Source organism: Actinomycetospora sp. CA-084318 (assembly GCF_050955885.1).
Taxonomy (GTDB): domain Bacteria; phylum Actinomycetota; class Actinomycetes; order Mycobacteriales; family Pseudonocardiaceae; genus Actinomycetospora.
Map to the genome: position 1 here is coordinate 1619833 of NZ_CP192098.1, position 26203 is coordinate 1646035.

General features: G+C 74.4%; 30 protein-coding genes and 2 tRNA genes. 22 read left to right on the top strand and 10 right to left on the bottom strand.

Annotated elements, in window-relative coordinates; genetic code table 11:
* Positions 1-60: 60 nt before the first annotated feature.
* From ACQPYX_RS07935 to ACQPYX_RS07955, 5 genes are all read left to right on the top strand, one after another.
* Positions 61-522, top strand: coding sequence for a ribose-5-phosphate isomerase (locus tag ACQPYX_RS07935; protein WP_433802351.1), 462 nt, complete (start codon positions 61-63; stop codon positions 520-522).
* Positions 515-1309, top strand: coding sequence for an Fpg/Nei family DNA glycosylase (locus tag ACQPYX_RS07940; protein ID WP_433802352.1), 795 nt, complete (start codon positions 515-517; stop codon positions 1307-1309). The genes ACQPYX_RS07935 and ACQPYX_RS07940 overlap by 8 nt, the downstream gene beginning before the upstream one ends.
* A 99-nt stretch (positions 1310-1408) precedes the next feature.
* On the top strand, positions 1409-2872 hold the full coding sequence (locus ACQPYX_RS07945) for a hypothetical protein (RefSeq protein ID WP_433802353.1): 1464 nt from the start codon (positions 1409-1411) through the stop codon (positions 2870-2872).
* A gap of 68 nt (positions 2873-2940) precedes the next feature.
* On the top strand, positions 2941-3063 hold the full coding sequence (locus ACQPYX_RS07950) for a hypothetical protein (RefSeq protein ID WP_433802354.1): 123 nt from the start codon (positions 2941-2943) through the stop codon (positions 3061-3063).
* 5 nt (positions 3064-3068) lie between these two features.
* Positions 3069-3434: an MmcQ/YjbR family DNA-binding protein gene (locus ACQPYX_RS07955; RefSeq protein ID WP_433802355.1), complete on the top strand. Its 366-nt coding sequence runs from the start codon at positions 3069-3071 to the stop codon at positions 3432-3434.
* A gap of 50 nt (positions 3435-3484) precedes the next feature.
* Here the strand turns inward: ACQPYX_RS07955 and ACQPYX_RS07960 are convergent, their stop codons facing one another.
* Entirely contained in the window at positions 3485-5122 is a 1638-nt protein-coding gene (locus ACQPYX_RS07960; RefSeq protein WP_433802356.1) for an APC family permease, read from the bottom strand.
* A 98-nt stretch (positions 5123-5220) separates the two neighbouring features.
* Between ACQPYX_RS07960 and ACQPYX_RS07965 the strand changes: the two genes are divergently transcribed.
* Complete coding sequence (locus tag ACQPYX_RS07965) at positions 5221-5910, top strand: PIG-L deacetylase family protein (RefSeq protein WP_433802357.1); 690 nt, start codon at positions 5221-5223, stop codon at positions 5908-5910.
* Here ACQPYX_RS07965 and ACQPYX_RS07970 read toward each other — a convergent pair.
* The gene (locus tag ACQPYX_RS07970; protein WP_433802358.1) at positions 5907-7061 is read right to left on the bottom strand and encodes an FAD-dependent oxidoreductase; all 1155 of its coding nucleotides are present in this window, start codon (positions 7059-7061) and stop codon (positions 5907-5909) included. The two genes, ACQPYX_RS07965 and ACQPYX_RS07970, sit on opposite strands and share 4 nt — an antisense overlap.
* Before the next feature lie 177 nt (positions 7062-7238).
* Here ACQPYX_RS07970 and ACQPYX_RS07975 point away from each other — a divergent pair, with 177 nt between their 5' ends.
* Complete coding sequence (locus ACQPYX_RS07975) at positions 7239-8132, top strand: LysR substrate-binding domain-containing protein (RefSeq protein ID WP_433802359.1); 894 nt, start codon at positions 7239-7241, stop codon at positions 8130-8132.
* Between the two features lies 1 nt (position 8133).
* Here the strand turns inward: ACQPYX_RS07975 and ACQPYX_RS07980 are convergent, their stop codons facing one another.
* Positions 8134-8808, bottom strand: a complete 675-nt coding sequence (locus ACQPYX_RS07980) for an SDR family NAD(P)-dependent oxidoreductase (protein WP_433802360.1) — start codon at positions 8806-8808, stop codon at positions 8134-8136.
* Positions 8809-8880: 72 nt separating this feature from the next.
* Here ACQPYX_RS07980 and ACQPYX_RS07985 point away from each other — a divergent pair, with 72 nt between their 5' ends.
* From ACQPYX_RS07985 to ACQPYX_RS08000, 4 genes are all read left to right on the top strand, one after another.
* A complete protein-coding gene (locus tag ACQPYX_RS07985) occupies positions 8881-10047 on the top strand; it encodes a cytochrome P450 (protein ID WP_433802361.1) in 1167 nt (388 codons plus the stop codon).
* A gap of 37 nt (positions 10048-10084) precedes the next feature.
* Positions 10085-10279 (top strand): ferredoxin, encoded by a 195-nt coding sequence (locus tag ACQPYX_RS07990; protein ID WP_179791960.1) that lies wholly within the window; start codon positions 10085-10087, stop codon positions 10277-10279.
* A gap of 104 nt (positions 10280-10383) precedes the next feature.
* The gene (locus tag ACQPYX_RS07995; protein ID WP_433802362.1) at positions 10384-11040 is read left to right on the top strand and encodes a TetR/AcrR family transcriptional regulator; all 657 of its coding nucleotides are present in this window, start codon (positions 10384-10386) and stop codon (positions 11038-11040) included.
* On the top strand, positions 11037-12428 hold the full coding sequence (locus ACQPYX_RS08000; protein WP_433802363.1) for a uracil-xanthine permease family protein: 1392 nt from the start codon (positions 11037-11039) through the stop codon (positions 12426-12428). Before ACQPYX_RS07995 ends, ACQPYX_RS08000 begins: the two co-directional genes overlap by 4 nt.
* Here the strand turns inward: ACQPYX_RS08000 and ACQPYX_RS08005 are convergent.
* Positions 12346-12987 carry a TetR/AcrR family transcriptional regulator gene (locus ACQPYX_RS08005; protein ID WP_433802364.1) on the bottom strand — a complete coding sequence of 214 codons (642 nt, stop codon included), beginning with the start codon at positions 12985-12987 and terminating at the stop codon, positions 12346-12348. The two genes, ACQPYX_RS08000 and ACQPYX_RS08005, sit on opposite strands and share 83 nt — an antisense overlap.
* Positions 12988-13172: 185 nt before the next feature.
* Entirely contained in the window at positions 13173-13472 is a 300-nt protein-coding gene (locus ACQPYX_RS08010; RefSeq protein ID WP_433802365.1) for a hypothetical protein, read from the bottom strand.
* A gap of 366 nt (positions 13473-13838) precedes the next feature.
* Here ACQPYX_RS08010 and ACQPYX_RS08015 point away from each other — a divergent pair, with 366 nt between their 5' ends.
* The 3 genes from ACQPYX_RS08015 to ACQPYX_RS08025 are packed head-to-tail and all read left to right on the top strand — an operon-like array spanning position 13839 to position 15592.
* Positions 13839-14156: an ArsR/SmtB family transcription factor gene (locus ACQPYX_RS08015; protein ID WP_230751031.1), complete on the top strand. Its 318-nt coding sequence runs from the start codon at positions 13839-13841 to the stop codon at positions 14154-14156.
* A complete protein-coding gene (locus tag ACQPYX_RS08020; RefSeq protein WP_433802366.1) occupies positions 14153-14632 on the top strand; it encodes an SRPBCC family protein in 480 nt (159 codons plus the stop codon). Before ACQPYX_RS08015 ends, ACQPYX_RS08020 begins: the two co-directional genes overlap by 4 nt.
* A gap of 42 nt (positions 14633-14674) precedes the next feature.
* Positions 14675-15592: an alpha/beta hydrolase gene (locus ACQPYX_RS08025; protein ID WP_433802367.1), complete on the top strand. Its 918-nt coding sequence runs from the start codon at positions 14675-14677 to the stop codon at positions 15590-15592.
* Between the two features lie 127 nt (positions 15593-15719).
* Here ACQPYX_RS08025 and ACQPYX_RS08030 read toward each other — a convergent pair whose 3' ends face one another.
* Complete coding sequence (locus ACQPYX_RS08030) at positions 15720-15923, bottom strand: cold-shock protein (protein ID WP_018335397.1); 204 nt, start codon at positions 15921-15923, stop codon at positions 15720-15722.
* A 188-nt stretch (positions 15924-16111) separates the two neighbouring features.
* Complete coding sequence (locus ACQPYX_RS08035; RefSeq protein ID WP_433802368.1) at positions 16112-17017, bottom strand: LysR family transcriptional regulator; 906 nt, start codon at positions 17015-17017, stop codon at positions 16112-16114.
* Between the two features lie 72 nt (positions 17018-17089).
* On the opposite strand from ACQPYX_RS08035, the gene ACQPYX_RS08040 reads away from it, so the two are divergent.
* Entirely contained in the window at positions 17090-18268 is a 1179-nt protein-coding gene (locus ACQPYX_RS08040) for an MFS transporter (RefSeq protein ID WP_433802369.1), read from the top strand.
* Here the strand turns inward: ACQPYX_RS08040 and ACQPYX_RS08045 are convergent.
* Positions 18237-18310, bottom strand: a tRNA-Gly gene (locus tag ACQPYX_RS08045). The two genes, ACQPYX_RS08040 and ACQPYX_RS08045, sit on opposite strands and share 32 nt — an antisense overlap.
* 626 nt (positions 18311-18936) lie before the next feature.
* On the opposite strand from ACQPYX_RS08045, the gene ACQPYX_RS08050 reads away from it, so the two are divergent.
* The 6 genes from ACQPYX_RS08050 (at position 18937) to ACQPYX_RS08075 (ending at position 24028) form a co-directional block, all read left to right on the top strand.
* Positions 18937-19013 (top strand) — tRNA-Pro (locus tag ACQPYX_RS08050).
* 115 nt (positions 19014-19128) lie between these two features.
* Entirely contained in the window at positions 19129-20736 is a 1608-nt protein-coding gene (locus tag ACQPYX_RS08055) for a transposase (protein ID WP_433800559.1), read from the top strand.
* A 190-nt stretch (positions 20737-20926) separates the two neighbouring features.
* Positions 20927-21505 carry a methyltransferase family protein gene (locus ACQPYX_RS08060; RefSeq protein WP_433802370.1) on the top strand — a complete coding sequence of 193 codons (579 nt, stop codon included), beginning with the start codon at positions 20927-20929 and terminating at the stop codon, positions 21503-21505.
* Between the two features lie 38 nt (positions 21506-21543).
* Positions 21544-22488, top strand: a complete 945-nt coding sequence (locus tag ACQPYX_RS08065) for a helix-turn-helix domain-containing protein (RefSeq protein ID WP_433802371.1) — start codon at positions 21544-21546, stop codon at positions 22486-22488.
* A gap of 69 nt (positions 22489-22557) precedes the next feature.
* Positions 22558-23562, top strand: coding sequence for a carbon-nitrogen hydrolase family protein (locus ACQPYX_RS08070; protein WP_433802372.1), 1005 nt, complete (start codon positions 22558-22560; stop codon positions 23560-23562).
* 136 nt (positions 23563-23698) lie between these two features.
* On the top strand, positions 23699-24028 hold the full coding sequence (locus ACQPYX_RS08075; RefSeq protein ID WP_433802373.1) for a DUF4180 domain-containing protein: 330 nt from the start codon (positions 23699-23701) through the stop codon (positions 24026-24028).
* On the opposite strand, the gene ACQPYX_RS08080 is transcribed toward ACQPYX_RS08075, so the two are convergent.
* Positions 24018-24599 (bottom strand): DinB family protein, encoded by a 582-nt coding sequence (locus tag ACQPYX_RS08080; protein ID WP_433802374.1) that lies wholly within the window; start codon positions 24597-24599, stop codon positions 24018-24020. The two genes, ACQPYX_RS08075 and ACQPYX_RS08080, sit on opposite strands and share 11 nt — an antisense overlap.
* 166 nt (positions 24600-24765) lie before the next feature.
* Here ACQPYX_RS08080 and ACQPYX_RS08085 point away from each other — a divergent pair, with 166 nt between their 5' ends.
* Positions 24766-25497 (top strand): hypothetical protein, encoded by a 732-nt coding sequence (locus ACQPYX_RS08085; RefSeq protein ID WP_433802375.1) that lies wholly within the window; start codon positions 24766-24768, stop codon positions 25495-25497.
* A gap of 55 nt (positions 25498-25552) precedes the next feature.
* On the opposite strand, the gene ACQPYX_RS08090 is transcribed toward ACQPYX_RS08085, so the two are convergent.
* Positions 25553-26197, bottom strand: coding sequence for a response regulator (locus tag ACQPYX_RS08090; RefSeq protein ID WP_433802376.1), 645 nt, complete (start codon positions 26195-26197; stop codon positions 25553-25555).
* Positions 26198-26203 lie beyond the last annotated feature (6 nt).

Here is a 26203-nt window from a genome sequence, read left to right on the forward strand (position 1 = left end):
TTCCCCCGGACGGAGCGCACCCGTCGTCGGGAACGGGTAGGGGGCTGCGAGACTTCCGGCGTGCGCGTCTACATCGGGTCCGACCACGCCGGCTTCGAGCTCAAGGCCCACCTGCGGTCGGCGTTGACCGACGCCGGGCACGAGGTGGTCGACGTCGGGCCGGCCGAGTACGACGCCGCGGACGACTACCCGCCCTACTGCACCGCCACCGGTGAGCGCGTGCTCGCCGACCCGGGCTCGCTGGGCATCGTCATCGGCGGCTCCGGCAACGGCGAGCAGATCGCCGCGAACAAGGTCACCGGGATCCGCGCGGCGCTGGCGTACGACACGGAGACCGCGGCGCTGGCCCGGCGGCACAACGACGCCCAGGTGGTCGCGGTCGGCGCGCGCATGCACACGCCCGAGGAGGCGACGACGATCGTGTCGACCTTCCTGGCGACGGAGTTCGAGGGCGGCCGGCACCAGCGCCGCATCGACATGCTCGCCGAGTACGAGAAGACCGGGCACATCACGGGTGCCTGAGGGCCACACGATCCGGCGGCTGGCGAACGTCCACCGCCGCCGCTTCCGCGGGAAGCCGCTGGAGATCCGGTCCCCCCAGGGCCGGTTCACCGCCGGTGCCGAGCTGGTCGACGGGCGGGTGCTGCGCGACGTCGACGCGCACGGCAAGCACCTCTTCCACGTCTACGAGGCCGACCTCGTCGTCCACGTGCACCTCGGGCTGTACGGGAAGTTCTCGATGAGCCCCGTTCCCGACGACGGGGTGCCCGAGCCGCGCGGGCAGGTCCGGATGCGGATGGTCGGGCCGACCCACTTCGCCGACCTCCGGGGCGCCACGGCCTGCGAGGTGCTCACCGAGAGTGAGGTCGACGCGCTGCACGCGCGCCTCGGTGCGGACCCGCTACGGGCCGACGCCGACCCCGAGCGGGCCTGGGCGCGGGTCTCGAAGAGTCGGTCGCCGATCGCCACGCTGCTCATGGACCAGGCCGTGATCGCCGGTGTGGGCAACGTCTACCGCGCCGAGGTGCTGTTCCGGCACGGGCTCGACCCGTTCCTCGAGGGGCGCGCGCTGGGCCGCCACCGCTTCCTCGCCGTGTGGGACGACCTGGGGGAACTCCTGCGCGACGGGGTGAAGCGCGGCTCCATCCGCACCCTCCGTCCGGAGCACGCGGACCTCGCGCAGGACCGACCCGTCTACGTCTACCGGCGGGACGGACGGCCCTGCCTGCTCTGCGGGACCGAGATCGTCCGGAGTACGCACGTCGCCCGGAACCTGTTCTGGTGCCCGTCCTGTCAGAACACGGGCTGATCGAGGTGCTATAACGGCGGGGTCACTCGACCGGGTGACATCCGAGGAGGTCGCCCTGTGCGTTCCGTAGTTCGTCTGCGGACCCGTCCTGGACGGCCCGTGTGGCAGCTGACGACCCGTCCCTCGACCGCGGCGGTCCTCGCGCTCGTCTCGCTGGCCGCCGCCGGCGTGCAGGTCGCGCTGTTCTCCTCCCCGACGCCCTGGTACCAGGTCGCGGTCGTCGCGTTCTGGACCGTCGTCGGCCTCGCCTTCGCGGCCTCCGCGGTCGGGGCCCGCTCGCGGGCCCGCCGCCAGGCGGCGGCCGCGGCCGCACGTCCCCCGGTCGACCCGATGCCGTTCGTGCCGGTGCCCGTGCGGCCCGCCCGCCCGCGCCGTCGCGACGCGCCCGACGCCGGTATCGAGGTGGGCGAGCCGACCGATCCCGTGGCCACCCCGACCGCCGCCCCGGCCCGACCGACGCCCGCCCCGCGCATCGCGGGGGAGCGGACCTCGACGGTCGCCCGTCCCGTCCCCTCCCCGCGTCGCGCGCCCGCGCCCGGCGAGGAGCGGACGACCACCGTCGCGCGCGAGCGCATCGCCTCCGCCCCGCGGCCGGCGTCGGCCTGGCGCCCGTCGCGCGCCGCCGAGGAGCGCACCACGACGGTCGCCGTCACCGCCCGCCACGCCGTCCGCGCGGTGGCCCTGGCCGACTCCGCCTCCCGGCCCACGGCCGTGTCCGCGGGCGCAGCCGGGCGCCGCGCCGCAGCGCTGACCGCGGAGACCGTCGCGACCCGCGACGGGCGGGTCCGTCCCCGCCCGAGTGCCGACCCCGGCCCCCGGTCCGCGCCGCGCGACCGCACCGCGGCCGGGTCCTCGCCGTCACCGTCCACGACCGCCTCGCCCGCGGGGCGCCGCACCGGCGGGCGCCGCCGGCTCGCGGACGAGTCCCGGGCGGTCGCCCCGCCCCGGACCGCTGCCCCGGGTGCGGCTGCTCCGGGTGCCGCTGCTCCCGCGGCTGCTGCTGCTCCGGCGGCTGCTGCTGCCCCGGGTCCCGCCGCGCCTGTCGACGCGGTGCCCGCACCGCGGCCCGTGCCCCGCGAGGAGCGTCCGCAGTCGGCCGAACGTGCCACGAGCGCCCCGCGCCCCACCCCGGCACGGCGCACCGCGTCCCCGGGCGCCACTGCCCCCGGTCGGTCCGCGCACGCCCGGCGGACGGCGGCGGAGGTCCGGGAGGAAGGCCCTCGCCCGGTCGCCGACGGCGAGCGGGCCGCGCACGGGAGGCGCGCCCGGTCGGACTCCGAACGTGGCCGGCCGGCCGCACCCGCACCGACCCGTCGTCGGGACGGTGAGCCCGGGGCGACCGAGACGACCGCCCCGTTCGGGGGCGGCCTGACCTTCGGCGGCGGCCGCGCCCCCGCGGCCGGCTCCGCGGTCGACTCCGCGCCCGAGGCCTGGGCGCCCGCTCCCCGGGACCCCGTGTCGGGCCGGCACGCGGCGGTGGCCGGCGGACCGGCGGTGGAGGTGCCGCGCGGGGCGGCGGCGCGGCACGCCGTGGCCGAGCCGGGACGCCGCCGAGCGAGCTAGACCCCGCGCCGGAACGATCGCCCGGTAGCCTCGGAACCGGACGAAACGGGCGAGGCGAGGAGCGGGCCGTGCAGGACGACGAGCGCGAGGGCGCCACCACCACGACGCACGCGCCGTGGACGAAGATCGTCACCATGGTGGTGCTCGGCGTCTTCATCCTGTCGCTCCTGGTGGGGGCTCTGCTGTTCTAGCGGGCATGGAGCTGCTGGAGCGTGTCCGAGCCGCCTGCCTCGCGCTGCCGGAGGTGGTGGAGCGGGTCAGCCACGGCACGCCCTGCTGGTTCGTGCGCGGGAAGAAGACGTTCGTGATGTTCGCCGACCACCACCACGGCGACCCGCACGTCGCGCTCTGGGCCGCCGCTCCGCCCGGGGTCGCCCAGCAGCTGATCGACGACGAGCCGACCCGTTTCTTCCGGCCGCCCTACGTCGGGCATCGCGGCTGGGTCGGCCTGCGCCTCGACCTGACCGGCGACGACGCGCTGGACGACGACGAGCTGCGCGGGCTGGTCACCGACGCCTACCGGCACGTGGCGCCGGCGACGCTGGTGAAGCTCCTGGGCTAGGCAGATGATCATGCCGAGCGCGACGTGTCGCGCTCGGCATGATCATCTGTCTAGCGGGCAGGCACCCGGTCGCCGGCCTCCTCCTCCGGGGCGTCGCCGCGGTCGGCGTCGGCCTCCGCGCGCAGCTCCCGCACCATCTCGGGCCGGGCGAGCATGTGCGCCACCCCGCTGCGCACGCCCCACGCGTAGATCCCGAGCGCGAACACCGCGACCACCACGCTGTCCCACGGCGCCGGGACCAGCTCGGCGCCGTCGAAGCTCCCCAGCGCGGAGAGCACCGAGATCCCGGCCAGGTAGACCACCAGCCACCACCCGCCCGCGAGCTGGCCGGCGGGTCGGCCCGAGCGCAACCACACCACGACGTAGACGATCACGCCGATCACCGTGATGGCCATGGCGATGCGCAGCTTGGGCCAGGCCACCCAGAAGATCACCAGCGAGGAGACGACGAAGGCGATCGGGGCGACGACGGTCATGCCGCGCAGCCGCGTGTCCCGCCGCGTCAGCCCCGAGCGTCGGAAGGCGATCAGCGACACCGACCCGATCTGGAAGGTGAACGCCGCGATCGACCCGGTCACCGAGATGATCGAGTGCCAGCTCGGCAGCGGCAGCAGGTAGGCCAGGCCGATGACGAAGTTCAGCGCGAGCGCCCGGGCGGGCACGCCGCGCGCGTTCAGCCCGGTCAGCGCGGACGGGAAGAACCCGTTCTTCGCCAGGCCGAAGACGTTGCGGGCGTTCGCGGCGGTGAACACGATCCCGGACCCGGACGGCGAGAGCATCGAGTCGGCGATGAGCGTCCACGACAGCCAGGTCAGACCGAGCACCATCGCGAGGTCGGCGAAGGGCGAGTCGAAGTTGACGCCCTGCCAGCCCCCGAGCAGTGCCGACGAGGGGACCGCGCCGAGGAAGGCGAGCTGGAGGCCGAGGTAGAGCACGATCGTCACGAGGATCGTCGTGATGAGCGCGCGGGGGACGGTACGACGCGGGTCGCGGGCCTCGCCGGAGAGCTCGACGACGTTGCGGAAGCCGGTGTACGCGAACACCATGCCCGCCGTCGCGATGGAGCCCAGTGCCGCGGACCAGCCGTAGGGCGCGAGGCCGCCGTGGTCGGTGAGGTTCGAGGAGTCGAACCCGCTCGCGACGAGCAGGACGACCGTCGTGACGGGGATCAGGATCTTGATCGCGGTGATGGCGGTGTTGGAGCGGGCGAAGAGCCGCACGCCGAACCAGTTGAGGGCCACGAACCCCGCCATGAGCACCACGGCCAGCGCGATCCCGGGGCCGGTCAGCTGGTCGCCCTCGTAGACCCCGGGCAGGTACGCGGCGGCGTACTGCACGACACCCGCCGCCTCGGTGGGCGGGTTGCCGACGTAGCTGATCCAGTTCGCCCACCCGACGATGCCCGCGGCGAGTCCGCCGTGGCTGTACATCGGGTAGCGCACCAGCCCGCCGGACTCCGGCTTGGCCATCCCCAGTTCGGCGAACACGAGCGCCACGCAGAGCATCAGCGCGCCACCGATGACCCACGCGAGCATCGCCGCGGGCCCCGCGTCCTGGGCCGCGTACAGCGAGGAGAACAGCCAGCCGGACCCGATGACGCTCCCGAGGCCGGCTGCGAGCAGCGACCAGAACCCGAGGTCCTTGCGCAGGCCCGTGTCCGCGCGGGTCGACTCGCGTGTCCCGGTCATGGAGGAGCCACTACCCGGGCACAGGAGATCGTTACGCAGCGTGTCCGATACGTCCGGTCCTGGACCTCGACCGGGGTTCGGGGTGCAGGCTCCCGGGTATGGAGAGCTTCCCCGACGACTGGTCGCACGCCCTCGCCGTCGCCGCCCACCCCGACGACCTCGAGTACGGCGTCTCCGCCGCGGTCGCCGCCTGGACCGCGGCCGGGCGCACTGTCAGCTACCTGCTCGTGACGCGCGGGGAGGCGGGCATCGCGACCCTGCCGCCCGCCGAGTCCGGCCCCGCCCGGGAGGCCGAGGAGCGGGCGTCGGCGGCGGTGGTCGGCGTGCAGGACGTGCGGTTCCTCGACCACGCCGACGGCACGGTCGTGGAGTCGGTCGCGCTGCGTCGCGACATCGCCCGCGTGATCCGGGAGGTGCGGCCCGACCTCGTCGTCACGATGAACCACCACGAGCGCTGGCCCGGGGGCGTCGGCTGGAACTCCGCCGACCACCGGGCCGTCGGGCGGGCGGCGATCGACGCGGTCTCCGACGCCGGGACCCGGTGGATCTTTCCCGACGACGGCCCGGCGCACGCGCCGCGGCACGTCGCGGTCGCGTCGTCGCCGTATCCGAGCCACGAGGTCGACGTGACCGGGCAGGTGGAGACCGCGGTGGCGTCGCTGGTGTGCCACCGGCGCTACCTGGAGGCGCTCTCCGACGCGCCGGTCGAGGAGCAGGCGCGGGCGGTGGTGCAGGCGATGGTGGGCGACCCGGCCGCGCCGCGGGTGCGGTTCGAGCTGCTGTCCTAGAAGCCGAAGCGGCGCTCGAAGTCGGCGTCGAGCAGGGCCGGCCGGTCGAGGGTGAAGGCGTCGACCGGGTACCGGGAGCGGCCAGCCGTCGCGAACTCGGCCAGGACCCGCCCGAGCAGCGAGGCGTAGGCCCCGGCGTTCCCCGTGCCCACCGCCACGTGCACGGCGGGGGCCTCGGGCACGGTGTCGACGACGAGGTGCCCGTCCGGCGCGAGCGTGGTGGCGCCGGGGGTGCTGGAGAGCTCCGGACCGCCGAAGCGCGGCAGGTGCTCGGCGAGGAACTCCTCGCGGTGCTTGCGGTGCAGCGCGTCGGCCTCGAACGAGGGCGCCCCGTCCAGCTCCTGGTCGAGCGTCGTCGCGATCGCACCGTGCACGGGGTACGCGACGAGGTCCTCGGCGCCGTGCCAGCGCACCACCGGGAACGGGCCGGGGGAGTGGTCGAGCAGGTCGGCCGTGGCGTAGCGGGTGACCTGTTCGTGGCGGGTGACGAGCGGGAGCGGACGGCCGAACTCCGCGAGCAGCTCGGCCGCGAGGGCGTCGGGAGTGACGACGACCTGCTCGGCGCGGTGGACCGCGTCGTCGGTGACGACCTCGACGTGGTCGCCGGCGGGCCGGATCGCCCGCACCGGGGTGTCTTCCCTGTAGACCGCGCCCTGGCCGCGCGCGAGCGCCAGGTGTACCGCGGCGGCGCGGCGGGCGTCGAGCACACCGGCGTCGCGGTGGTGGATCGCGCGTCCGCCGTCGGCGAGCCGGATCTGCGGCCACCGGGCGTGCACGGCGCGCGCGTCGAGCTCCTCGAGCACGGTGCCGTTCCGGGCGGCGACGGAGCGGTAGCCGTCGAGCACGTCCGTGGCGTCCGAGCGGGTGCCGGGATCGGCCACGACGAGCTCGCCGGTGCCGGCCACGAGCTGCTGGCCGGACACCCGTTCCACGTCGTGCCAGGTGTCGAGGGCCGCGGGCGCGAGCGCGGCGTGCACGTCGAGCGCCTGGGTGCGGCCGAGGACGAGGCTGCGGTCGGGTCCGCCGGCGCGACCGGCCTCCAGCCCGAGCACCGCCCCGGCGCGGCCGCCCGTGGCGCGGGCCGCCCAGTAGAGCGCGGCGCTGCCCGGTCCGCCGCACCCGACGACGATCACGCGGTACTCGGAGCTCATGGCGGGCGCTCCCGGGGTCGGGTGCAACGGGTCGGCCTCCACCCTGCAAGCCCGCCGGAGGTCGTGGTGGCCTCGTCCGATCGGCAACCCGACTGGTGTCAGAAGGCGCGACTTATGAGTTCCGCCCGGCCGCGTCGTCGCCGGTGTGTCGTCACCTCCTCGTGCACCATCGAACCCATGGACCTCGAGCTCCGACAGCTGCGGGCCTTCCTCGCGGTGGCCTCGGAGCTGCACTTCAGCCGGGCGGCGCGGCGACTGCACGTGAGTCAGCCCGCGTTGTCGCAGCAGATCCGCGCGCTGGAGAAGAGCCTCGGGGCGGCGCTGTTCGACCGGTCCAGCCGCGCCACCGAGCTGACCGCGGCCGGGCGGGTGCTGTTCGAGGCGGCGCCCCGGGTGCTCTACGAGGCCGAGCGGGCACAGGCGCTGGTGACGCAGGCGGCGCAGGGGGCGGTGGGCCTGCTGACGGTGGGATCGGTGGGCACGGCGCTCGCGTCGATCGCGCCGCGGATCCTGCGGTCGGTGCGGGCGCGGTTCCCCGACCTGCAGCTCGAGGTCAGCCAGTACGACACCTCCCCGCAGCTCGTGGCGATCGCCGACGGCCGCATCGACGTCGGCCTCGTGCGGGCCGCGCAACCGACCGAGGCGGTGGCGGTGGAGCACCTGGTCTCCGAGCCGCTGCTCTGCGCGGTGCCCTCGGACCACCGGCTCGCGGGCGGTCCGACCGTCGACCCCGCCCAGCTCGCCGACGAGGACTTCGTGCTCTGGCCGCGCCCGCTGGGCCGGGCGTTCTTCGACATCATCGTCAGCTACTGCCTGGGGCACGGCTTCAGCCCGCGCATCGTCGCCGAGGGCGCCGACATCGAGACCCAGCTCGGGCTCGTCGCCGCGGGCCTCGGGGTGTCGCTGCAGCCCTCGTACTACGCGAACCTGCGCCCGCCGGGGGTGGTGTTCCTGCCGCTCGACGGCGAGGTCCCGCAGGTCGCGCTGCAGGTGGCCTACCGCCGCAGCGACCACTCACCCGCCGTCGCGCACTTCGTCACGGCCGCGAAGGAGTGCGCCGTCGCCGGGTGACTCACCAGGGCACGGTCCGCCCGTCGGCGAGGAACGAGCCGCTCGGGTGCACGGTCGGGCGGAGCACGGCGGAGACGATCCCGGCCGCGCCGTCCGCGACCGGGCGACCGCCGCGGCCGCCCATGTCGGTCGCCGTCCAGCCGGGGGAGACCGACTGCACGACGACGGGCGCGAGCGCGTCCGCGAACACCCGCGTCGTCGCGTTCAGCGCCGCCTTGGACACCGAGTACGCGGGCGAGTGCGCCCGCATCCGGGCCAGCGACCCCAGCTCGCTCGTCACGTTCACGACGACGGGTTCGATCCCCTCCCGCAGCAGCGGCGCCGCCGTCCGGATCAGCCGCCAGACGGCGAGCACGTTGGTCCGCCACGCCTCGTCGACGACGTCGAGGTCCTCGGTGAGCGGGTCGGCGCCGGAGTCGAAGTTGACGGCGGCGTTGTTCACGAGGGCGTCGAGCCGGCCGAGGTGCTCGCGGATCCAGTCGACGGCGGCGGTCACCGAGGTCGGGTCGGTGACGTCGAGCGGCACGGAGCGCACCCCGAGCTCGGTGGCGACCCGGTCGCCGTCGGCGGGGTCGCGGGTCCCGGCGACGACGGTGCAGCCGGCGGCGGCCAGCTGGCGGACGATCTCGGTGCCGAGGCCCCGGGAGGCGCCGGTGACGAGGACGGTGCGGCTCATACGTCGGGGTGCCCGTCCGGGCCGCCTCCTATCTGACAGGCGGCTACCGTTTCCGGTGCTAACGTCGGTCACATGGCCGGTGCGATCACCCTCCCGCTCCACATGCAGCGCGACCGGTACGACCCACCGGCCCGCATGGCGGAGCTGCGGGAGCAGCCCGGGCTCGAGCACATCACCACGCCGCTGGGTCTGCAGGCCTGGCTCGTGACGCGCTACGAGGACGTCCGGGAGGTCCTCGGCGACGCGACGCGGTTCTCCAGCGCCGGGATGCCGGCCCTGCCGGGCTCCGACGAGGACCAGCGCGCGGGCAACCTGCTCGCCCTCGACCCGCCGGACCACACCCGCCTGCGCCGGATGCTCACCGGCGAGTTCACGGTGCGGCGCATCCGCCGGCTGCAGCCGCGGATCGAGCAGATCGTCGCCGAGCACCTGGACGCGATGGAGCAGGCCGGGCCGCTCGTCGACCTCGTCGACGCGTTCGCGCTCCCGATCCCGAGCCTGGTGATCTGCGAGCTGCTGGGCGTGCCCTACGCCGACCGCGGCGAGTTCCACCGCCGTGCCGCGATCCAGCTCGACCTCACCCGCCCGCTCGCCGAGCGCGGTGCGGTGGCGGCCGAGTCGCGGGCCTACATGGGCACGCTGGTCGACCGGGCGACGGCCGACCCGGGCGAGGACATGCTCGGCATGCTCGTGCGCGAGCACGGCACGGAGTTCAGCCGCGCGGAACTGGTCGGCGTCGCGTCCCTGCTGCTCATCGCAGGCCACGAGACCACGGCGAACATGCTCGCCCTCGGCGCCCTCGCCCTGCTCGAGCACCCCGGGCAGGCCGCCGCGATCCGCGAGGACCCGGCGGTCACCGCGCCCGCCGTCGAGGAGCTGATGCGCTACCTGTCGGTGGTGCACTCGGGCATGCCACGACGGGTGACGCGGGACACCGAGGTCGGCGGGACCGCGCTGGCCGAGGGCGACTTCGTCGTCGTCTCGCTGCCGGCGGCGGACCGGGACCGGGCGCTCGTGGAGGACCCCGAGCGCCTCGACGTCGGGCGCGCCGCCGCGCCGCACGTGGCGTTCGGGCACGGGGTGCACCACTGCCTCGGGGCGCCGCTCGCCCGCATGGAGATGGCCACCGCCTTCCCGGCCCTGCTGCGGCGGTTCCCGTCGCTGGCCGTGGCCGGGGAGCCGGAGTTCCGGTCGGCCGCCGTGGTCTACGGGCTGCGGCACCTGCCGGTCTCCTGGTGAGATCAACCGTCCTTTCGTCCACCACCGGAGGGGAACCATGAAGATCCGAGCCGACCGCGACGTCTGCATCGGGGCGGGCAACTGCGTGCTCGCCGCCGAGAACGTGTTCGACCAGGACGACGACGCGATCGTCGTCGTGCTGCAGGAGACCCCGGAGGGCGCCGACGCCGAGGCCGCGCGCAACGCGGTGGGGTCGTGCCCGTCGGGGGCGTTGTCGATCGAGGAGACGTAGCGCAGCGGAGCTCGACCATCGGTGAGGAATGACCGTGGGTCGCCTGCGGTCCGGTCGCGTGCGACACGTCCGGATCGCGGCGTCCCGCTGCTAGCGTCCCGCCCGTGACCGAGCTGTCCTCCCGACCGTTGCGCGCGGACGCCGCCCGCAACCACCGCGCCATCGTGGCCGCGGCGCGGGAGGCGTTCGAGGAGGTCGGCCCGGACGTCCCGCTCGAGGAGGTCGCGCGGCGCGCGGGGGTCGGTCCCTCGACGCTCTACCGGCGCTTCGGCGGCCGCGACGAGCTGGTCACCGCGGTGTTCGCGGAGTACTTCACCGAGGCCGTCGAGCCGCTGTTCGCCCGGGTGGAGGCCGAGACCGACCCGGCGCAGGCGATCGCCCTGCTCGTCGAGGGCATCGCCCGCGCGTTCGTGCACCGCCGCGGGATCCTGCGGGCGGCCAAGGACGCGGGCGCGTTCACCCCGGAGATCGTGCTGCGCTTCGTCGGGCCCCTGCACGACCTCGTCGAGCGGGCCCGGGAGCAGGGGGTGGTCCGGTCCGATCTGGAGGCACGGGACATCCCCTCGGCCGCGCACATGCTGGCCGCGGTCGCGGCACCGTTCGGCACCGAGATCAACGCGAGCGCCTGGCACCGCTACCTCCCCCTGCTGCTCGACGGGCTCGCGGCCCGCGCCGAGCACACCCCCCTGCCCCCACTGGACCCCCCGCCGCGCGCCGAGGTCGCCGAGCGGCTCGGACGCACCGACAGGAGTGGCGCGTGACGAGGACCCTGCGCTGGACGGTGCACGGCGACGGCCGTGCACCCGGACCGGGGGAGGTGGTGCGACCCGACGAGCGGATGAGCTGGGGCCGCACCGTCGGCCTCGGGATGCAGCACGTCCTGGCGATGTTCGGGGCGACGTTCGTGTTCCCGGTCCTCATGGGGCTGGACCCGAACCTCGCGATCCTGCTCTCCGGGCTCGCGACGATGCTCTTCCTGCTCATGACCCGGGGCCGGGTCCCGAGCTACCTGGGGACGAGCGCGTCGTTCGTCGGGGTGGTCGCCGCGGTCCGGGCGGACGGCGGCACGAGCGCCGAGGTCACCGGGGCGATCGCGGTGACCGGCGTGGTCCTCGCGCTGGTCGGCCTCGCCGTGCACCTCGGGGGCGCGCGGGTGATCTCCGCGATCCTCCCGCCCGCCGTCACCGGCGCGGTGGTGCTGCTGATCGGCTTCAACCTCGCGCCCGTCGTCGCGGGGACGTACTGGCCGCAGGACCAGGGCGTCGCCCTGGTGACCATGCTCGTCGTCATGGTGGTGGCGGTGGCCGCCCGCGGGATGCTGGGGCGCCTCGCCGTGCTGGTCGGCCTCGTCGTCGGCTACGTCCTGTCGGTGGTGCTCGACGCCGTGCTGGGTCCGATCACCGCGCCGGACGCGTCCGGAGTGGTGTCCACCCACCTGCGGCTGGACTTCTCGAAGGTCGCGGACGCGCCCTGGGTCGGGCTGCCGCTGGGCACCCCCGACGCCCCGGGCCTGCACCTGCCCGCGTTCAGCGCCTCGGCGATCCTGCTCGTGGTCCCGGTCGTGGTCGCCCTGATCGCGGAGAACACCGGGCACGTCAAGGCGGTCGCGTCGATGACCCGCGAGGACCTCGACCCCTACCTCGGGCGGGCGCTCGCCGCGGACGGCATCGCCACCGCGGTCGCGGGCGGCGTCGGCGGCTCACCCACCACCACCTACGCGGAGAACATCGGCGTGATGGCCGCGACCCGCGTGTACTCGACGGCGGCCTACTGGGTCGCGGCGGTGGTCGCGGTGCTGATCGGCTTCTGCCCGAAGTTCGGCGCGGTCGTCGCGGCCACACCGGGTGGCGTGCTGGGCGGGATCACGGTGGTGCTCTACGGGATGATCGGGCTGCTGGGCGCCCGCATCTGGGTGGAGAACCGGGTGGACTTCTCCCGGCCGGAGGTGCTCGTGCCGTTGGCCGCGGGCATCGTCATCGGGGTCGGCGACGTGACCATGCGCTTCGCCGGCGGCCAGTTCGGCGGGATCGCGTTCGGCACCGTGGTGACGATCGCGGGCTACCACCTCATGCGTCGGCTGACGCCGGACCGGCCGGACCCGATGCCGGCGGAGACGCAGGAGCCTCAAGACCCGCCAGCAGAGCGGTGAGGGTGCGCCCGAACAGGTCGTCGGGCACCGAGTCGGGGCTCAGGCGGCGGTGCTGCACGAGGCCCCGGGCCAGCGCGGAGGCGACGGTGCCGACCTCGGCGTCGGACAGGGCGAACGTGGTCCCGCGGCGCGTGCGCTCCTGCGCGACCATCGCGGTGATGACGTCGTGCACCCGCTGGTGGTGGGCGGCGAGCTCCGCGCCGAACGCGGGGGAGCGCAGCGCGTAGAGCCAGGCCTCGGCGCCGAGCTCGGCGAGGTGGTCGGAGTCGGCCTCGGCGAGCAGCCGTCGGTTCAGGGCGGGGACGGCGGCCTCGAACCCCTCGGCGAGCTCGGCCTGCGCCTCGGCGAACTCGCGGTCGGAGCGCCGCTCCATGAGGGCGACGAAGAGCTTCTCCTTGCTGGTGAAGTGCGCGTACACCGAGCCGACGGAGGTGCCGGCGGTCCGGGCGATCTCCTCGACCGACGCGGCGCCGTACCCGCGCTCGGCGAACACCGTCGCCGCCGCGTCCAGGAGGTTCTCGTGGGTGCGCGCCTTCGCGGCGGCCCGACTGCCGGACATGGCCGACAGTCTCCCCCGTGCGGGAGGATCGGCGGAGCGGGTGGGTGATGGTTCCAGCATCACCCACCCGCCCCGCGTCACCGGTGCTCCTCCGCGCCCCGTGCACGGATCGCACCGTCATCGCGCCGTCGGTGCTCCCCAGCTCCGACGACGGGTCCGGCCGTCCGGGGGTCGGCCGGGTGCCGTCAGCCCGCCGAGCCGAACAGGCCGGTGGTGACGCCGCCGACGAGCGGGCCGGCCACGCCGTCCACGCCGGTGACGACGCCGCCGACGAGGTCGGTGACCCCGCCGAGCAGCTCGCCGCCCGCGCCGACGAGCCCGCCGACGAGGCCGCCGTGCTGCTGGGTCGCGTGCCCGGTGACGTGCTCGGTGCCGTGCGAGCCGTGGGAGTGCGACTCGGTGGCGTTCGCCGCCCCGGTCATCGCGACGACGCCGACGCCCGCCAGCATCGTGGTGGCGGCGATCCTGCTGGTCATGCTGCTCACGAGAGCTCCTCTGCCTGTGGGTGGCACGACGCCCGGTGCGTGTCCTTCCGCCCGGGGCGTCGTTGTACGGACGACGGGACTCTCTCCTGAACCTGAGAAGAGCTCTCATCTCGGGTCGGTTCGGTGAATCGACCCTCAGTGAACCGTTCGGTGCCCCGGATGCCGCCCGTCGGCGGCTTCACGCGAGGCGAACGGCCGCTCGACGCGCTCGACCAGGTGACGCCTGGTTCCTTCGGGTGAAGTTGATCGTCAGCCGTAACGATTCGTGATCACTGCATCCCGGACGATCCGTCGTTGACTTCCCGCGCCTCGTAGTCCTACATTCGTACTCAACCGAAAGGTTGAATACGACGATCGGAGTGCGGGGTGGACGACGAACTCTCCCGAGCGTTCGCCGCCCTGGCCGACCCGATCCGACGGGACATCGTCGCCCGCCTCACCGCGGACGACATGACCGTCACGGAGCTCGCGTCGCACCACGACGTGAGCCTCCAGGCCGTCTCCAAGCACCTGCGAGTGCTCGAGACGGCCGGCCTGATCAGCCGCCGCCGGGACGGCCAGCAACGCTGGGCGCACCTCGAGGTCGACGTGTTCGACCTGCTGACCGGCTGGATCGACACCTACCGCCGCCGGGCCGAGCTCCGGTACCAGCGGCTCGACGACGTCCTCCGGAGGAACCCGTGAACACCACCCTGGCCACCACCATCGAGCCCGACCCCACCGTGCCCGCCATCCGCATCACCCGGGAGTTCGACGCCTCCGTGTCGGCGGTCTTCCGCGCCCACGTCGACCCCGGGCTCGTCGTGCAGTGGCTCGGTCCGCGCCGCCTGACGATGACCGTGCAGCGGTGGGACGCGCAGACCGGGGGCGGGTACGCCTACACCCACGTCGGGGAGGACGGGACCGAGCACCACTTCCTCGGCTCCTTCCACGAGATCCGTCCCGACGAGCGCATCGTCCAGACGTTCGCCTACGTCCCGTTCGCCGACCAGGTGGCGCTGGAGACCATGACCTTCACCGAGCTCCCGGGCGGCCGGTGCCGGCTCGAGGGCTTCTCGCTGTGCGGGTCGTTCGAGGGGCGCGACGCGATGCTGGCCTCCGGGATGGAGGAGGGCGTCGTCCAGGGCTACGAGCGTCTCGACGAACTGCTCTCGTCCTGACCGCGGGTGTGGCCGGGTGGGGGAGCGGGGAAGGCACCTCCCATGATCTGGTGGGACCCGGAGCTGCGGGACCGGATGGCGACGTTCCCGTCCGCGCGCGGCGACCTCTCCGACCCGGCGGTCCTCGCGGTGCTGCGCGACCCGGGACCCGAGCCGGCACCCGAGCCGGACGTCACCTGGACGCACACGACGGTGCCGAACACCGCGGGCGACCACGACGTGCCCGTGCGCGTGTACCGACCCGCGCAGCCGCATCCGAACCGGCCGGGCTACGTGCTCCTGCACGGCGGCGGGCTGTCGTTCGGGAGTCTCAACACCGAGCACCGCCGGTGCGTGGCGCTGTGCCGCGACACCGGCGCCGTCGGGGTCGCCGTGGACTTCCGGATGGCGCCCGACCACCCGCCTGCGGTGATTTTCGACGATGCGTACTCGGTGCTCCGTCACGTCACCGAGCACCCCGGGGCCTACGACGTCGACCCGCGCCGGATCGCCGTCACCGGCTCCAGTGGCGGCGGGATGCTGACGCTCGCGCTGGCGCAGCTCGCCCGCGACCGCGGGGACACCGCTCCGGCGCTGCAGCTCGCGCTGTACCCGAACACCGACGACCGGGTGCTGCCGGCGCACGCCTCGCGCCGGGAGGGGCTGCCGGTGATCCCGGAGGAGGCGATCGCGCAGGTGATGGTGAACCTCGGTCCGCCGGCGCCGTACATCGTCCCGAACCGCACCGAGGACCTGACGGGCCTGTGCCCGGCCGCGATCCTCGTCGGGCAGAACGACCCGCTGCGCGACGAGGCGGTCGACTACGCCTGGCGGCTGCTGCGCTCCGGGGTGCCGACGGAGCTGCACGTGCTGCCGGGGTTGCCGCACGGGTTCGACGTGTTCTTCCCGGACGTCGGGGCGACGCGGCACGCGGACGACCTCGCGGCGCGGGCGTTCCGGCGGTTCGTGTCGGAGGCGTGAGGACGGGCGTGAGGGGCCCGGAGACGACGAAGGGGCTGTGGTCCCACGGGTATGAGGCGTGGGTCCACAGCCCCGGCGGGCCGGGCGGCGGCGCCGGTGTGGCGGCGCCCGACCGGGTCGGTGCGAGCTAGAGCGCCTGCACCTGGTCGGCCTGGGGACCCTTGGCGCCCTGGCTCGACTCGAAGCTCACGCGCTGGTTCTCGTCCAGCGAGCGGAAGCCGCCGCCGGTGATCGCGGAGTAGTGGACGAAGACGTCCTTGCCGCCGTCGTCAGGCGCGATGAAGCCGAAGCCCTTCTCCGCGTTGAACCACTTGACCGTTCCTTCAGCCACGAATCCTCTTTCAGGGGTCGAGCTCCCCGCGGGCGATCTGTCCGCGGGTGTTGCCCGACGCCGGCCCCCCGAACGGGAGAACTTCCTCCAGCGGTGCTGACCGGGCCGTTGTCACATCATCCACGGCACCGCGCACGGCGAGGAGAACGAGACTGCAACACCGATCACGCTACAGCAGCCGCGCCGGGTCAGGTCGACGTCCCCGCGGCGGCCGCCGTGATCGAACGCAGGGCGTGCGCGATCACGGGTTGCCCGGCCGCCCCCGCGCGGGTGACCGCCACGATGCGCCGGACCGGAGCCGTGGGGCCGCTCAGCCGCAGCCGCACGACGTCGGTCCCGGGGTGCACGGGAGCGAGCCGGGGGAGCATGAAGATGCCGAAGCCGTGCGCGACGAGCGCCGTGCCCGTGTCCCACTCCTCGGCGTGGTGGGCCACCCGGGGCCGGAACCCCGCGGCCAGGCACGCCGCGAGGGTCAGGCGGTGGTACGCGCTCGCCGGCCGGCAGGTGATCCACGACTCGGCGGCCGCGTCGCGCAGCGTCACCACGGCGCGGGTCGTGAGGGGGTGGCCGACGGGGACCGCGAGGTCCATCGGGTCGTCGAGCACGGCGTGCTGCTCGAAGCGGGCGTCCGACGCCGGCGGGACGCGGTCGTCGACGACGACCAGCGCGAGGTCGCAGTCCCCGGCGAGGAGCAGGTCGATGCACCGCGCCGGTTCCTCCTCCACGACCTGGATCGCCAGCGCGGGGAACCGTTCGCGCAGCGCGGCCGCGGTGGGGACGAGGAACCGCGTGGCGGCCGTGGAGAAGCCGCACAGCCCGATCGTGCCCGGCGCGTCGTCGGTGCCGGCCAGCTCGGCCCGCGCGGTCTCGGCGGCGGCGTGCAACGTCGCGGTGTGCCGCAGCAGGACACGGCCCGCGGCCGTCGGCTCCATGTGGCGACCGACCTGGCGCACCAGGACGACCCCGAGGTCGTCGGAGAGCCCGCGCAGCTGCTGGGACACCGCGGAGGCGGTGAAGTGCAGCGCCCGCGCCGCCGCGCTGACCGAGCCGTGGTGGGCGACGAGCTGCAGCGTCCGCAACCGCGGGTCGATCATGAAGTGATGCTACGTGCTCGATGAAGAAGCGTGAGCTGGTGCTGCACGGTCGTGGCGGGCACCGTCCACGCCGTGTCCACGTCTCCGGCTCTGCGAGCCCCGTCGCAGGTGGAGCGCGGCTGGGCGCTCGCCGTGCTCGCGCTCGGGGCGGCCGGGGCGGGCGTGCCCAGCCCGCTCTACCCGGCGTACCAGGCGCAGCTCGGCTTCACGGACGTGACGCTGACGGTCGTCTACGCGGTCTACCCCTTGGTCGGCGTCCCGGCGGTGTTCCTGCTCGGTCCGCTCGGGGACCGGCACCCGCCGCGCCGGGTGATGCGCTGCGGCATCGCGATCGCCGCCGTGGGCTCGCTCGTCCTCGCACTCGCGCCGGGTGTCGCGTGGCTGGTCGTCGGGCGGGTCGTCTACGGCCTCGCCCTCGCCGTGCTGACGGGCGCCGGGGTCGCGGTCGCGACGGCCGGGGCGGACAAGGTGCGGGCCGGCACGGTGTCGGCGACGGTGTTCGTGCTCGGCACCGGGGCGGGCCCCCTGCTCGGCGGGGCGCTCACCCGGCTGGGCCCGACCCCGGGTCTCGTGCCCTTCGGCGTCACGGTGGTGCTGCTCGGCGTCGTGTTCGTCGGGCTCGGCACCGTGCGCGACCCGGAGCGCGGGCTCGCGGCCGACGTCGGGGCCGCGGCCGTCCCCGATGCGGCCCGGCGGCTGGTCGTCGCCGCGGTGAGCGGGTTCCTCGGCTGGGCGGTGGTCGGGCTCTTCCTCGGGTTGATCGCCTCGGTCGCCGCGCGCTTCCTCGGCGTGCGCGACCCGCTCGCGGCCGGCGGCCTCGCCGCGGCGCTCCTGCTCTGCTCGACCCTGACCGTGCCGGCGGTCCGTCGGCTGGGCCACCGCCGGGCGCGGCTCGTCGGGCTGGTCGCGCTGGCGCTCTCGCTGGTCGTGCTCGTGCCCGCCGTGGACTCGCTCGGCGCGGTGCTCACGGCGGCCGTGGTCGCGGGGCTCGCCAACGGGCTGCTCTACGGCGGGGCGACGACCGCGCTCAGCCTGCTCACGCCGCCGGGCTCGGCCAGCGGGACCGCGGCCGCCGTCTACTCCGCGTTCTACCTCGGCGCCGGGCTCCCCGCGCTGCTGGTCGGTGTCCTCACGACCGCGCTGCCCCTCGACGAGGCCCTGGCGGCGACCGCGCTCGGGGCGCTGGCGCTCACCGTCGTCATGGTCGTCGTGTGCGCCGTGGAGCGGGCGACGGGAATCGAACCCGCGTAGCCAGTTTGGAAGACTGGGGCTCTACCATTGAGCTACGCCCGCGACGGTCCGGCACCCCGGACCGTGACCACCGTAGCCGATACCCGAACGGCGCCACGCTGCCGGGCGTGCCCCAGAGACGCTGCTCCGTCCAGGTGGTTGCCCGGCGGTGTGAACTTCGGGTTACTGGATCGTTCAGTAGACGCTCTGTCACGGTGCAGTCCTTGGCGAACAGCTCGTGAACGGGTACACAAGCGCGGTCGACGGACGCGACGGTGCCGGCACACGTTGCTGATGTGTGACGCTCACCTGGTACTTCACGGTAGGTCCGGCGACGCGTGAACCATGGCCTCGTAGGCCGATGAGAGCGACCGGAAAGGACCGGAGCATGGACACGGAGCGCGACACCAGGGTCATCGACATGGACGAGGACCACATCGTCCGCGGTCTCGACTGACCGGAGCACGACGACGGGTGCGGACGACGACGTCCGCACGGCCCGTCGAGCACCATCCAGCACGATGAACTCCGGCCGGAGCGGCGACCGCTGCCCGGCCGTCGAGGATCCGGTGGCCCCGTCACGCTGAGGCCACCGACCGCCGACCGACGCCCCGGGGTGACCCCCCGGAGTCGGCGTCGTCGAACTCCCGTGAGGCACGCGGCGGCCGCGCCCTACACTCGTCGGCAGACGGGGTGTAGCGCAGCTTGGTAGCGCACTCGCTTTGGGAGCGAGGGGCCGTGGGTTCGAATCCCGCCACCCCGACCAGCTCGAGATCCGGATCCGCCGAGCGATGTGATCGCTGGCAGGCTGTTGCCAATTCGCTCTTCTGTTGATCTTCGGTGGTCGGGAAGATCTTGGGGTGGCAAAGGGGTATCGGCCGGTGCGGCGGGATCAGGGGTTCCTGCTGCCGCCGGACATGCGTGAGTGGCTGCCGGCGGATCATCTGGTGTGGTTCCTGCTCGAGGTGATCGCGGCGATGGACACGTCGGTGTTCGCGCGGCGGCCACGGCGCCGCGAGCAGGGTCCGGACACGGGATCGACGGCGGGCCGGGCGGGCTACGACCCGGACCTGCTGCTCGGCCTGTTGATCTACGCGTATGCCAACGGGCTGCAGTCCTCGCGGCGCATCGAGCGGCTCTGTCACACCGATGTCGCGTTCCGGGTGCTCTGCGCCGGTGACATTCCCGACCACACGGTGATCGCCCGGTTCCGCGCCGCGCACCAGGAGAAGTTCGTCGAGGTGTTCGCCCAGGTCCTGCGGTTGTGTGCGCGGGCCGGGCTGGGGCAGGTCGGCACGGTCGCGATCGACGGGTCGAAGTTCACCGGCGACGCCTCACCCGGGGCGAACCACGGCCGCGACTGGTTCGCCCGCCAGGCCGCCGAGCGGGTCGAGGCCGCCGCGGCCACTGACGCCGCCGAAGGACAGCGACTCGACGCCGGAGGTGACCCTGAGGGTGGCGATCGGGGCCCGGCGGGGTGGGCTGAGCAGGGGGCCGGAGACCGGCAGGCACGGATTCAGACGTGTTTGGCCGAGCTGGAGGACGCCGGGCAGAGCGCGCAGGCCGACCTCACGGCGAAGGCCGCGAAGCTCGAGGTGCGGGTCCAGGCCCGCGAGGCCGACGTCGCCCGGCTACGCGCCGAGCAGCAAACCAAGATCGACCGGTGGCACCAGGGCTGGGCTGATCACCGGGCCCGCCCGCTGTTCTACTACGCCCCCCAGGGCGCTTGCCCCCGCCCGGTCGACAAGGCCGTGGTCGTGGTCCGCGCCGAAGCAGCGCTGGCCCGGGCCCGGGCCAAAGCCGAACACCTCGCCCGCCAACTCGCCGCCGCGTCCGCCGAGCCGCAGGCGGGGTCGGGGTCGGGGTCGGGGTCGGGGGCTGGGGTGCTGCGGAATCTGACCGACCCCGACTCGCGGTTGATGAAGACCAGGCGGGGCTGGACCCAGGGCTACAACGTGCAGTTCGTGGTCTCGGACGATCAGCTCGTGCTCGCCGTCCGCGCCACCAACGACCCCTTCGACGGGGCCTGGTTCACCCCGATGACCCAGGCCGCGGTCGCCGCCGCGGTCGAGATCGCCCTGGCCCGCGACCCGCAGGCCTGCCCCGGTGAGCACGGCGGGATCGGCGTCGTGCTCGCCGACGCCGGCTATGCCAGCCACGCCAACCTCACCGCCCCCGGCCCGGACCGGCTGATCGCGCTGGGCAAAGGCCGCGCCGTCGAGCGGGCCGCCCGCGAACACCCCGCCGAAGGCGAGCCGCCGCCCGAGGCGACCGCCCGCGAACGCATGGACCACCGACTAAGGACCCCCGAGGGCCGGGCCACCTACAAACGCCGCGGCGCCACCGTCGAACCCGGCATCGGCAACGTCAAGAAACTCCTCGCCCGCATCACCCGCCGCGGACTGGCCGCCGCCGACGCCGAAGTCACCCTCGCCGCCCTGGCCCACAACCTACGCAAGCTCCACCGCCTCCACGCCGCCCCCACCTGAGACAACAGCGCGGGGGCGCCCGCTTCGCGGGCACCCCGGCGCGGGCCGCGAACCCCCCACCAGCGGTCAACCTCAACGCTGATCGCTACCGGACTGAGCCGACGCAGGACTAATTTGGCAACAGCCTGCTGGGCGAGCAGATCGCTCGGCTCGACGGGATCTCGTTTGCGGCGGGCCTACGCTCCGGGTCGTGCACCGCACGATCTCCGACACCCTCTGGGCCGCGTTCGGCGTGGGCGGCGCCTTCGCCGGGATGTGGGCCATCGAGCGGCTCCGCCCGCCGGTGATCGCCGACGACGCCGGGGCGCCCGAGAACCAGATCGGCCTCGACGAACTGCCGCGGGCGTACTTCTTCTCCGCCGGCGCGATCGCCGCGAGCCCCCTCCTCGCCGACGGGGTCCGCCTCCCGCGCTGGTGCGGCCCGGCCGGGCTCGTGCTGCAGGTGGGGAGCATCGGGCTGCGGGTGTGGGCCATGCGCACCCTGCGCGGCCACTACGCGCACACGCTGCGCGTCGTCCCCGACCAGCCCGTCGTCCGGACCGGGCCCTACCGCCACGTGCGCCACCCCGGCTACGCGAGCGTGCTGCTGCTGTGGCTCGGCGCCGCGGCGAGCGCCCGCAACGCGCTCGCCCCGGCGCTCACGCTGGCCGCCGTCGGCACCGCCTACCGGCACCGGATGGACGCCGAGGACGCCCTGCTGCGCCGCGAGCTCCCCGGCTATGCGGACTACGCGGCCAGGACCCCGCGGGTGCTGCCCCGCACGAGGTGACGCTGGACACCCGCGGGGAAGCGTTGTTCGATCCCGCCATGGGTCCGACCCCGGACGCCGTGTGGTCCACGTCCGCCGTGGACCCCGACCTGGCCTTCGACTACTGGCGCGACTCGATCTGCGACGCCTTCGTCCAGCTCTCCGCCCGACCGCGCCACCGGGGCCCGTTCCGCGGCGCGATCACCCACCACGCCCTCGACGACGTGGAGCTCTCCACCGTCGACGCCGACGCCCAGCGCGTCGACCGCACGCGCGCGCTGATCCGGCGCAGCCAGGAGGAGTACCTGCTGGCCAGCATCCAGATCGAGGGGTGCGGCCGGATCGGGCAGGACGGCCGGGTCGCCGCGCTGGCGCCCGGGGCGATGGCCTTCTACGACAGCACCCGGCCCTACACGCTCGACTTCGACGGGGCCTTCCGCCAGCTCGTCGTGCAGGTGCCGAAGTCGGCGGTCCCGTCCGGGCGGGCCGGGAGCTGCACGGCCCGTGCGCTGGACGGTGTCGGGCCGGCGCGGCTGGTGACCGACTTCTTCGTCGGGCTGGCCCGTGAGCAGGACGCCGGGCATCCCGCCGCCGCGCTCGCCCCGCACGCCCTCGGTCTGCTCGAGTTCGCGCTGGGGCTCGCCGCCGACGGGCACGCCGAGCCCACCGGGGCGGCGCTGCGGGAGCGGGTCCGGGCCGTGATCGCCCGGGTCGCCCTCGACCCCGACGCCACCGCCGACCGCGTCGCCGCCGCCTGCCACGTCTCCCGGCGGACCCTGTTCCGCGTGCTCGCCGCCGAGGGCACGACGCTCACCGAGCTCGTCCGGCACGAGCGGGTGCGGCGGGCGAAGACGCTGCTGCGCGGCGGGCCGATGCCCGTCGCCGTCGTCGCCGACCGGTGCGGGTTCGCCGGGCCGGCCCAGTTCCACCGGGCCTTCCGGGCGGTCGTCGGGACGAGTCCCGCGGCCTGGCGCGACCGGGACGGCACGGAACGCGAGACCTGACGGCACGGATCGTCATCCGGTCGACGGGCTTCCCCGCGAGCCTTCCGGGACCGAGGACGAGGAGGACCCATGACCCACGTGGTGCGTGCCGCCGCGGTCCAGGCCGAGCCGCGCTGGCTGGACCTGGACGCCGGTGTCGAGCACATGACCGGCTACATCGCGGACGCCGCGGCGCAGGGCGCCCAGCTGGTGACGTTTCCGGAGACGTTCATCCCCGGCTACCCCTGGTGGATCTGGCTCGACGCGCCCGCGATGGGCATGCAGTTCGTGCCGCGGTACGCGGAGAACTCGATGACCCGCGACGGCGAGCACATGGCGCGCATCGCGGCCGCCGCGAAGCAGCACGGGACCCACGTCGTGTTCGGGTTCTCCGAGCGGGCGGGCGGCAGCCTCTACATGGCGCAGGCGCTGATCTCCGACGCCGGGCAGGTCGTGAGCGTGCGACGCAAGCTCAAGCCGACCCACGTCGAGCGCTCCGTGTTCGGCGAGGGCGACGGCAGCGACATCCAGGTCCACGACACCGCCCTCGGCCGGGTCGGCGCCCTGAACTGCTGGGAGCACTTCCAGCCGCTCACCAAGTACGCGATGTACAGCATGAACGAGCAGATCCACGTCGGCGCGTGGCCGAGCTTCTCGGTCTACCGCGGCGCGGCGCAGGCGCTCGGCCCGGAGGTCAACAACGCCGCCAGCCTGGTCTACGCGGTCGAGGGGCAGACCTTCGTCGTCGCGCCGTGCGCGGTGGTCGGGCAGGCCGCGCACGACCTGTTCTGTGACACCGAGGTCAAGCGCCAGCTCCTGCTCCAGGGCGGCGGGTTCGCGCGCATCTTCGGTCCCGAGGGCTCGCCGCTGGGGCAGAACCTGGCCGAGACCGAGGAGGGCATGGTCGTCGCCGACCTCGACTTCTCGCTCATCGCGATCGCCAAGTCCGCCGCCGACCCGGTCGGCCACTACTCCCGGCCCGACGTCATGCGGCTGCTCATCAACCGCGCGCCGAACCCGGTGGTCGTCGACCGGAGCGTCCCGACGATGCCCGCCTTCGTCGACGCCGACGAGCTGGAGGCCACCTCGGGCTGAGGCCCGGCCGGGCGACCGGGACGAACGAGCACCCTCGGCGGCCACGTCCCGCTGCCGGTCGCCGAGGGTGCTCGCTGATCACGGGCAGGAGGAAATCGGTTGTCGGGTGCGGCCGTCGGCGGTGGGATCGGTCGCCATGGACACGGTGCTGACCCTTCCCGACGACGGGCCGCTGCTCGACGGCGAGCGCGCGGCGCTCGACGTCCTCGGCGACGCGTTCGGGGCGGGCGCGCGCGTCGTCGTCGTCCCGGTCGGACGGCTCGCGCCCGACTTCTTCGTGCTCCGCACGGGCCTCGCCGGGGCGATCACGCAGAAGTTCGTCCAGTACGGGGTCCGGCTCGTCGTCCTCGGGGAGCCGACGACGACGGCCGGTCCCGTCGCGGACTGGAGGCGTGAGGCGAACCGGGGTCGCGACCTGTGGTTCGTCGCCGACGCCGCCGAACTCGAGGAGCGCCTCAGTCGGTGAGGGCGGCGGCCCGCCGCGCGCTGCGCTCGAGCCGGGCCACGTGGCCCTGGCGCTGCGCCGCGGCGAGGCCCCCGAGGTTGTCGTTGTCGCGCCGCAGCCCGGCCGCGCCGTCGACGAGCTCGCGGACGATGTCGGCGTGCCCGCCGTGGCGGTTCGTCTCGGCGATCACGTGCACGAGGACCTGGTGGAGCGTGACGGTGGCACGCTCCTCGGGCCAGTGCGGCACCCGGCCCTCGGCGTCGAGGTCCAACGCCGCGATCGTCGCGTCGGAGTGCGCCGCCGCGCGGGCGTAGAGGTCCAGGAGATCCGCGCGGGACTCCTCGGCCGGCGCCCACAGGTCCGCCTCCGGCTCCGGGTGCGCCTCGAACCAGCCGACGGTGTCGGCGAAGGGCCGGCCGAACACCTCGCCGAGATACCCCGACTCCACGATCGCGAGGTGCTTGACCAGCCCCAGCAGGTTGGTGCCCGTGGGGGTGAGCGGCCGCCGCACGTCGTACTCGCCCAGCCCCTCCAGCTTCCAGACGACGGCGTCGCGCGCCCGGGTCAGGTACCGCTGCAACGTCGTCTTCAAGGTGGCTCCGCCCCGTGAGTACTTCTCCGTGTCCAGACACGGATTACTACTCACGGGCGCGCAGCGCACCTGCCCCCGCCGGGAACGCGAACGAGTCGATGAGGCATCGTCGGGTCACGGCACGCGCCCGTGCCGCCAACCGTCGAGCAGGGGAGCAGGACCCGCGATGACCGAGGGACGCACGAGCGTCGGCGAGCCGGACGCGGAGGTCGAGCGCACCTCGACGACCACCTCGACGACGTCGGGGACCACGCCCGCCGACCGCACCGACGCCGACGAGGCGACCACGCCCGCCGTCGGGACGACCGACGAGGGCGGGGAGTCCGGGGAGCCGCAGCCGGGCGACACCGTCGCCGCCGCGACGCTGCCCGGCGAGGACGCGACCGACGAGGGCCGCCACAGCGCCCCGGCGAAGGACGCGAAGGAGGACTCGGACCCCGACGACGACTGGGCCGACGCCGAGGACAAGGCGTACAAGCGGGAGCTCCGCAAGGGCCTCGCCTTCGGGACGGCGGGTGGTCTCGTCCTGGGCGCGATCGTCGCGCTGCTGCTGGGCGCGTTCGTCTACCCGGGCTACCTCGGCGGGCCGGGGAACCCGGAGGACACCGCGAACCAGGTCGTCACCGCCCTCGCGGCGAAGGACGCCCCTGCCCTCGAGCAGATCTCCTGCAAGGGCCCGGACGGCAACGCGGTCGCGCAGCTGTCCCCGCAGGTGCTGCAGCTCATCGGCTCCGTCAGGCCCTCCGGCCCGACGACGACGGTGATCGACACCGAGGCGCGCACGCCGGTCGACCTCCAGCTCACCTACCAGGGCCAGAGCCAGACCCTGCCCTCGGAGATCGTGCTCGGCCAGGCGCAGGGTGCGTGGTGCCTCAAGGGGCTCGCCCAGCGCCAGTAGTCCGGCGGCGGACCCCGGTCCGGCTCCCGTCGGGTCGGGGTCCGTGTCCCGTGACCTACTCGGTGAGGCCCGCGGCGTAGGCGAGCAGGCCCACCTGGGTGCGGTTGTCGCAGTCGAGCTTGCGCATCACCGCCGACACGTAGCCCTTCACCGTCGCCTCGGACAGGAAGAGCCGGCCGCCGATCTCGGCGTTCGACAGCCCGGCCCCGACCGCCGCGACGACCTCGGTCTCCCGCTCGGAGAGCACCGTCAGCCGTTCCGCTGCGCGGGAGCGGGCCTGCGACGGGGCGGCGGAGGCGTGGACGAGCCGCGCGGTCGCCTCGGGCGAGAGCACGTTGTGCCCCTCGGCGGCGACCTGCACCAACCGCACCAGGTCGGTCGGCCCGGTCGACTTGAGCAGGAAGCCGGAGGCCCCGGCGCCGAGTGCGCGCAGGACGGCGTCGTCGGCGTCGAAGGTCGTCAGCACGACGACCCGCGCGCCGGCCCCGACCAGCTCCGGCAGCGCCGCGAACCCGTCGACCCCGGGCATGCGCAGGTCGAGCAGCACGACGTCGGGACGGTGCCGGACCGCCTCCTCCACGGCCTCCGCGCCGTCCCCTGCGGTACCGACGACCTCGAGCTCGTCCGACGCGTCGAGGATGGTGCGCAGGTGGGCGCACACCATCGGCTCGTCGTCGACGACGAGGACCCGGACCGGCACGCCCGG

Excerpts from the sequence above, each read along its gene's own strand:
- ACQPYX_RS07955 (WP_433802355.1), top strand. The coding sequence starts at position 3,069 with ATGGAGCTGCTGGAGCGTGTCCGAGCCGCCTGCCTCGCGCTGCCGGAG.
- ACQPYX_RS07960 (WP_433802356.1), bottom strand. The coding sequence starts at position 5,122 with ATGACCGGGACACGCGAGTCGACCCGCGCGGACACGGGCCTGCGCAAG.
- ACQPYX_RS07965 (WP_433802357.1), top strand. The coding sequence starts at position 5,221 with ATGGAGAGCTTCCCCGACGACTGGTCGCACGCCCTCGCCGTCGCCGCC.
- ACQPYX_RS07970 (WP_433802358.1), bottom strand. The coding sequence starts at position 7,061 with ATGAGCTCCGAGTACCGCGTGATCGTCGTCGGGTGCGGCGGACCGGGC.
- ACQPYX_RS07975 (WP_433802359.1), top strand. The coding sequence starts at position 7,239 with ATGGACCTCGAGCTCCGACAGCTGCGGGCCTTCCTCGCGGTGGCCTCG.
- ACQPYX_RS07980 (WP_433802360.1), bottom strand. The coding sequence starts at position 8,808 with ATGAGCCGCACCGTCCTCGTCACCGGCGCCTCCCGGGGCCTCGGCACC.
- ACQPYX_RS07985 (WP_433802361.1), top strand. The coding sequence starts at position 8,881 with ATGGCCGGTGCGATCACCCTCCCGCTCCACATGCAGCGCGACCGGTAC.
- ACQPYX_RS07990 (WP_179791960.1), top strand. The coding sequence starts at position 10,085 with ATGAAGATCCGAGCCGACCGCGACGTCTGCATCGGGGCGGGCAACTGC.
- ACQPYX_RS08005 (WP_433802364.1), bottom strand. The coding sequence starts at position 12,987 with ATGTCCGGCAGTCGGGCCGCCGCGAAGGCGCGCACCCACGAGAACCTC.
- ACQPYX_RS08025 (WP_433802367.1), top strand. The coding sequence starts at position 14,675 with ATGATCTGGTGGGACCCGGAGCTGCGGGACCGGATGGCGACGTTCCCG.
- ACQPYX_RS08035 (WP_433802368.1), bottom strand. The coding sequence starts at position 17,017 with ATGATCGACCCGCGGTTGCGGACGCTGCAGCTCGTCGCCCACCACGGC.
- ACQPYX_RS08065 (WP_433802371.1), top strand. The coding sequence starts at position 21,544 with ATGGGTCCGACCCCGGACGCCGTGTGGTCCACGTCCGCCGTGGACCCC.
- ACQPYX_RS08070 (WP_433802372.1), top strand. The coding sequence starts at position 22,558 with ATGACCCACGTGGTGCGTGCCGCCGCGGTCCAGGCCGAGCCGCGCTGG.
- ACQPYX_RS08075 (WP_433802373.1), top strand. The coding sequence starts at position 23,699 with ATGGACACGGTGCTGACCCTTCCCGACGACGGGCCGCTGCTCGACGGC.
- ACQPYX_RS08085 (WP_433802375.1), top strand. The coding sequence starts at position 24,766 with ATGACCGAGGGACGCACGAGCGTCGGCGAGCCGGACGCGGAGGTCGAG.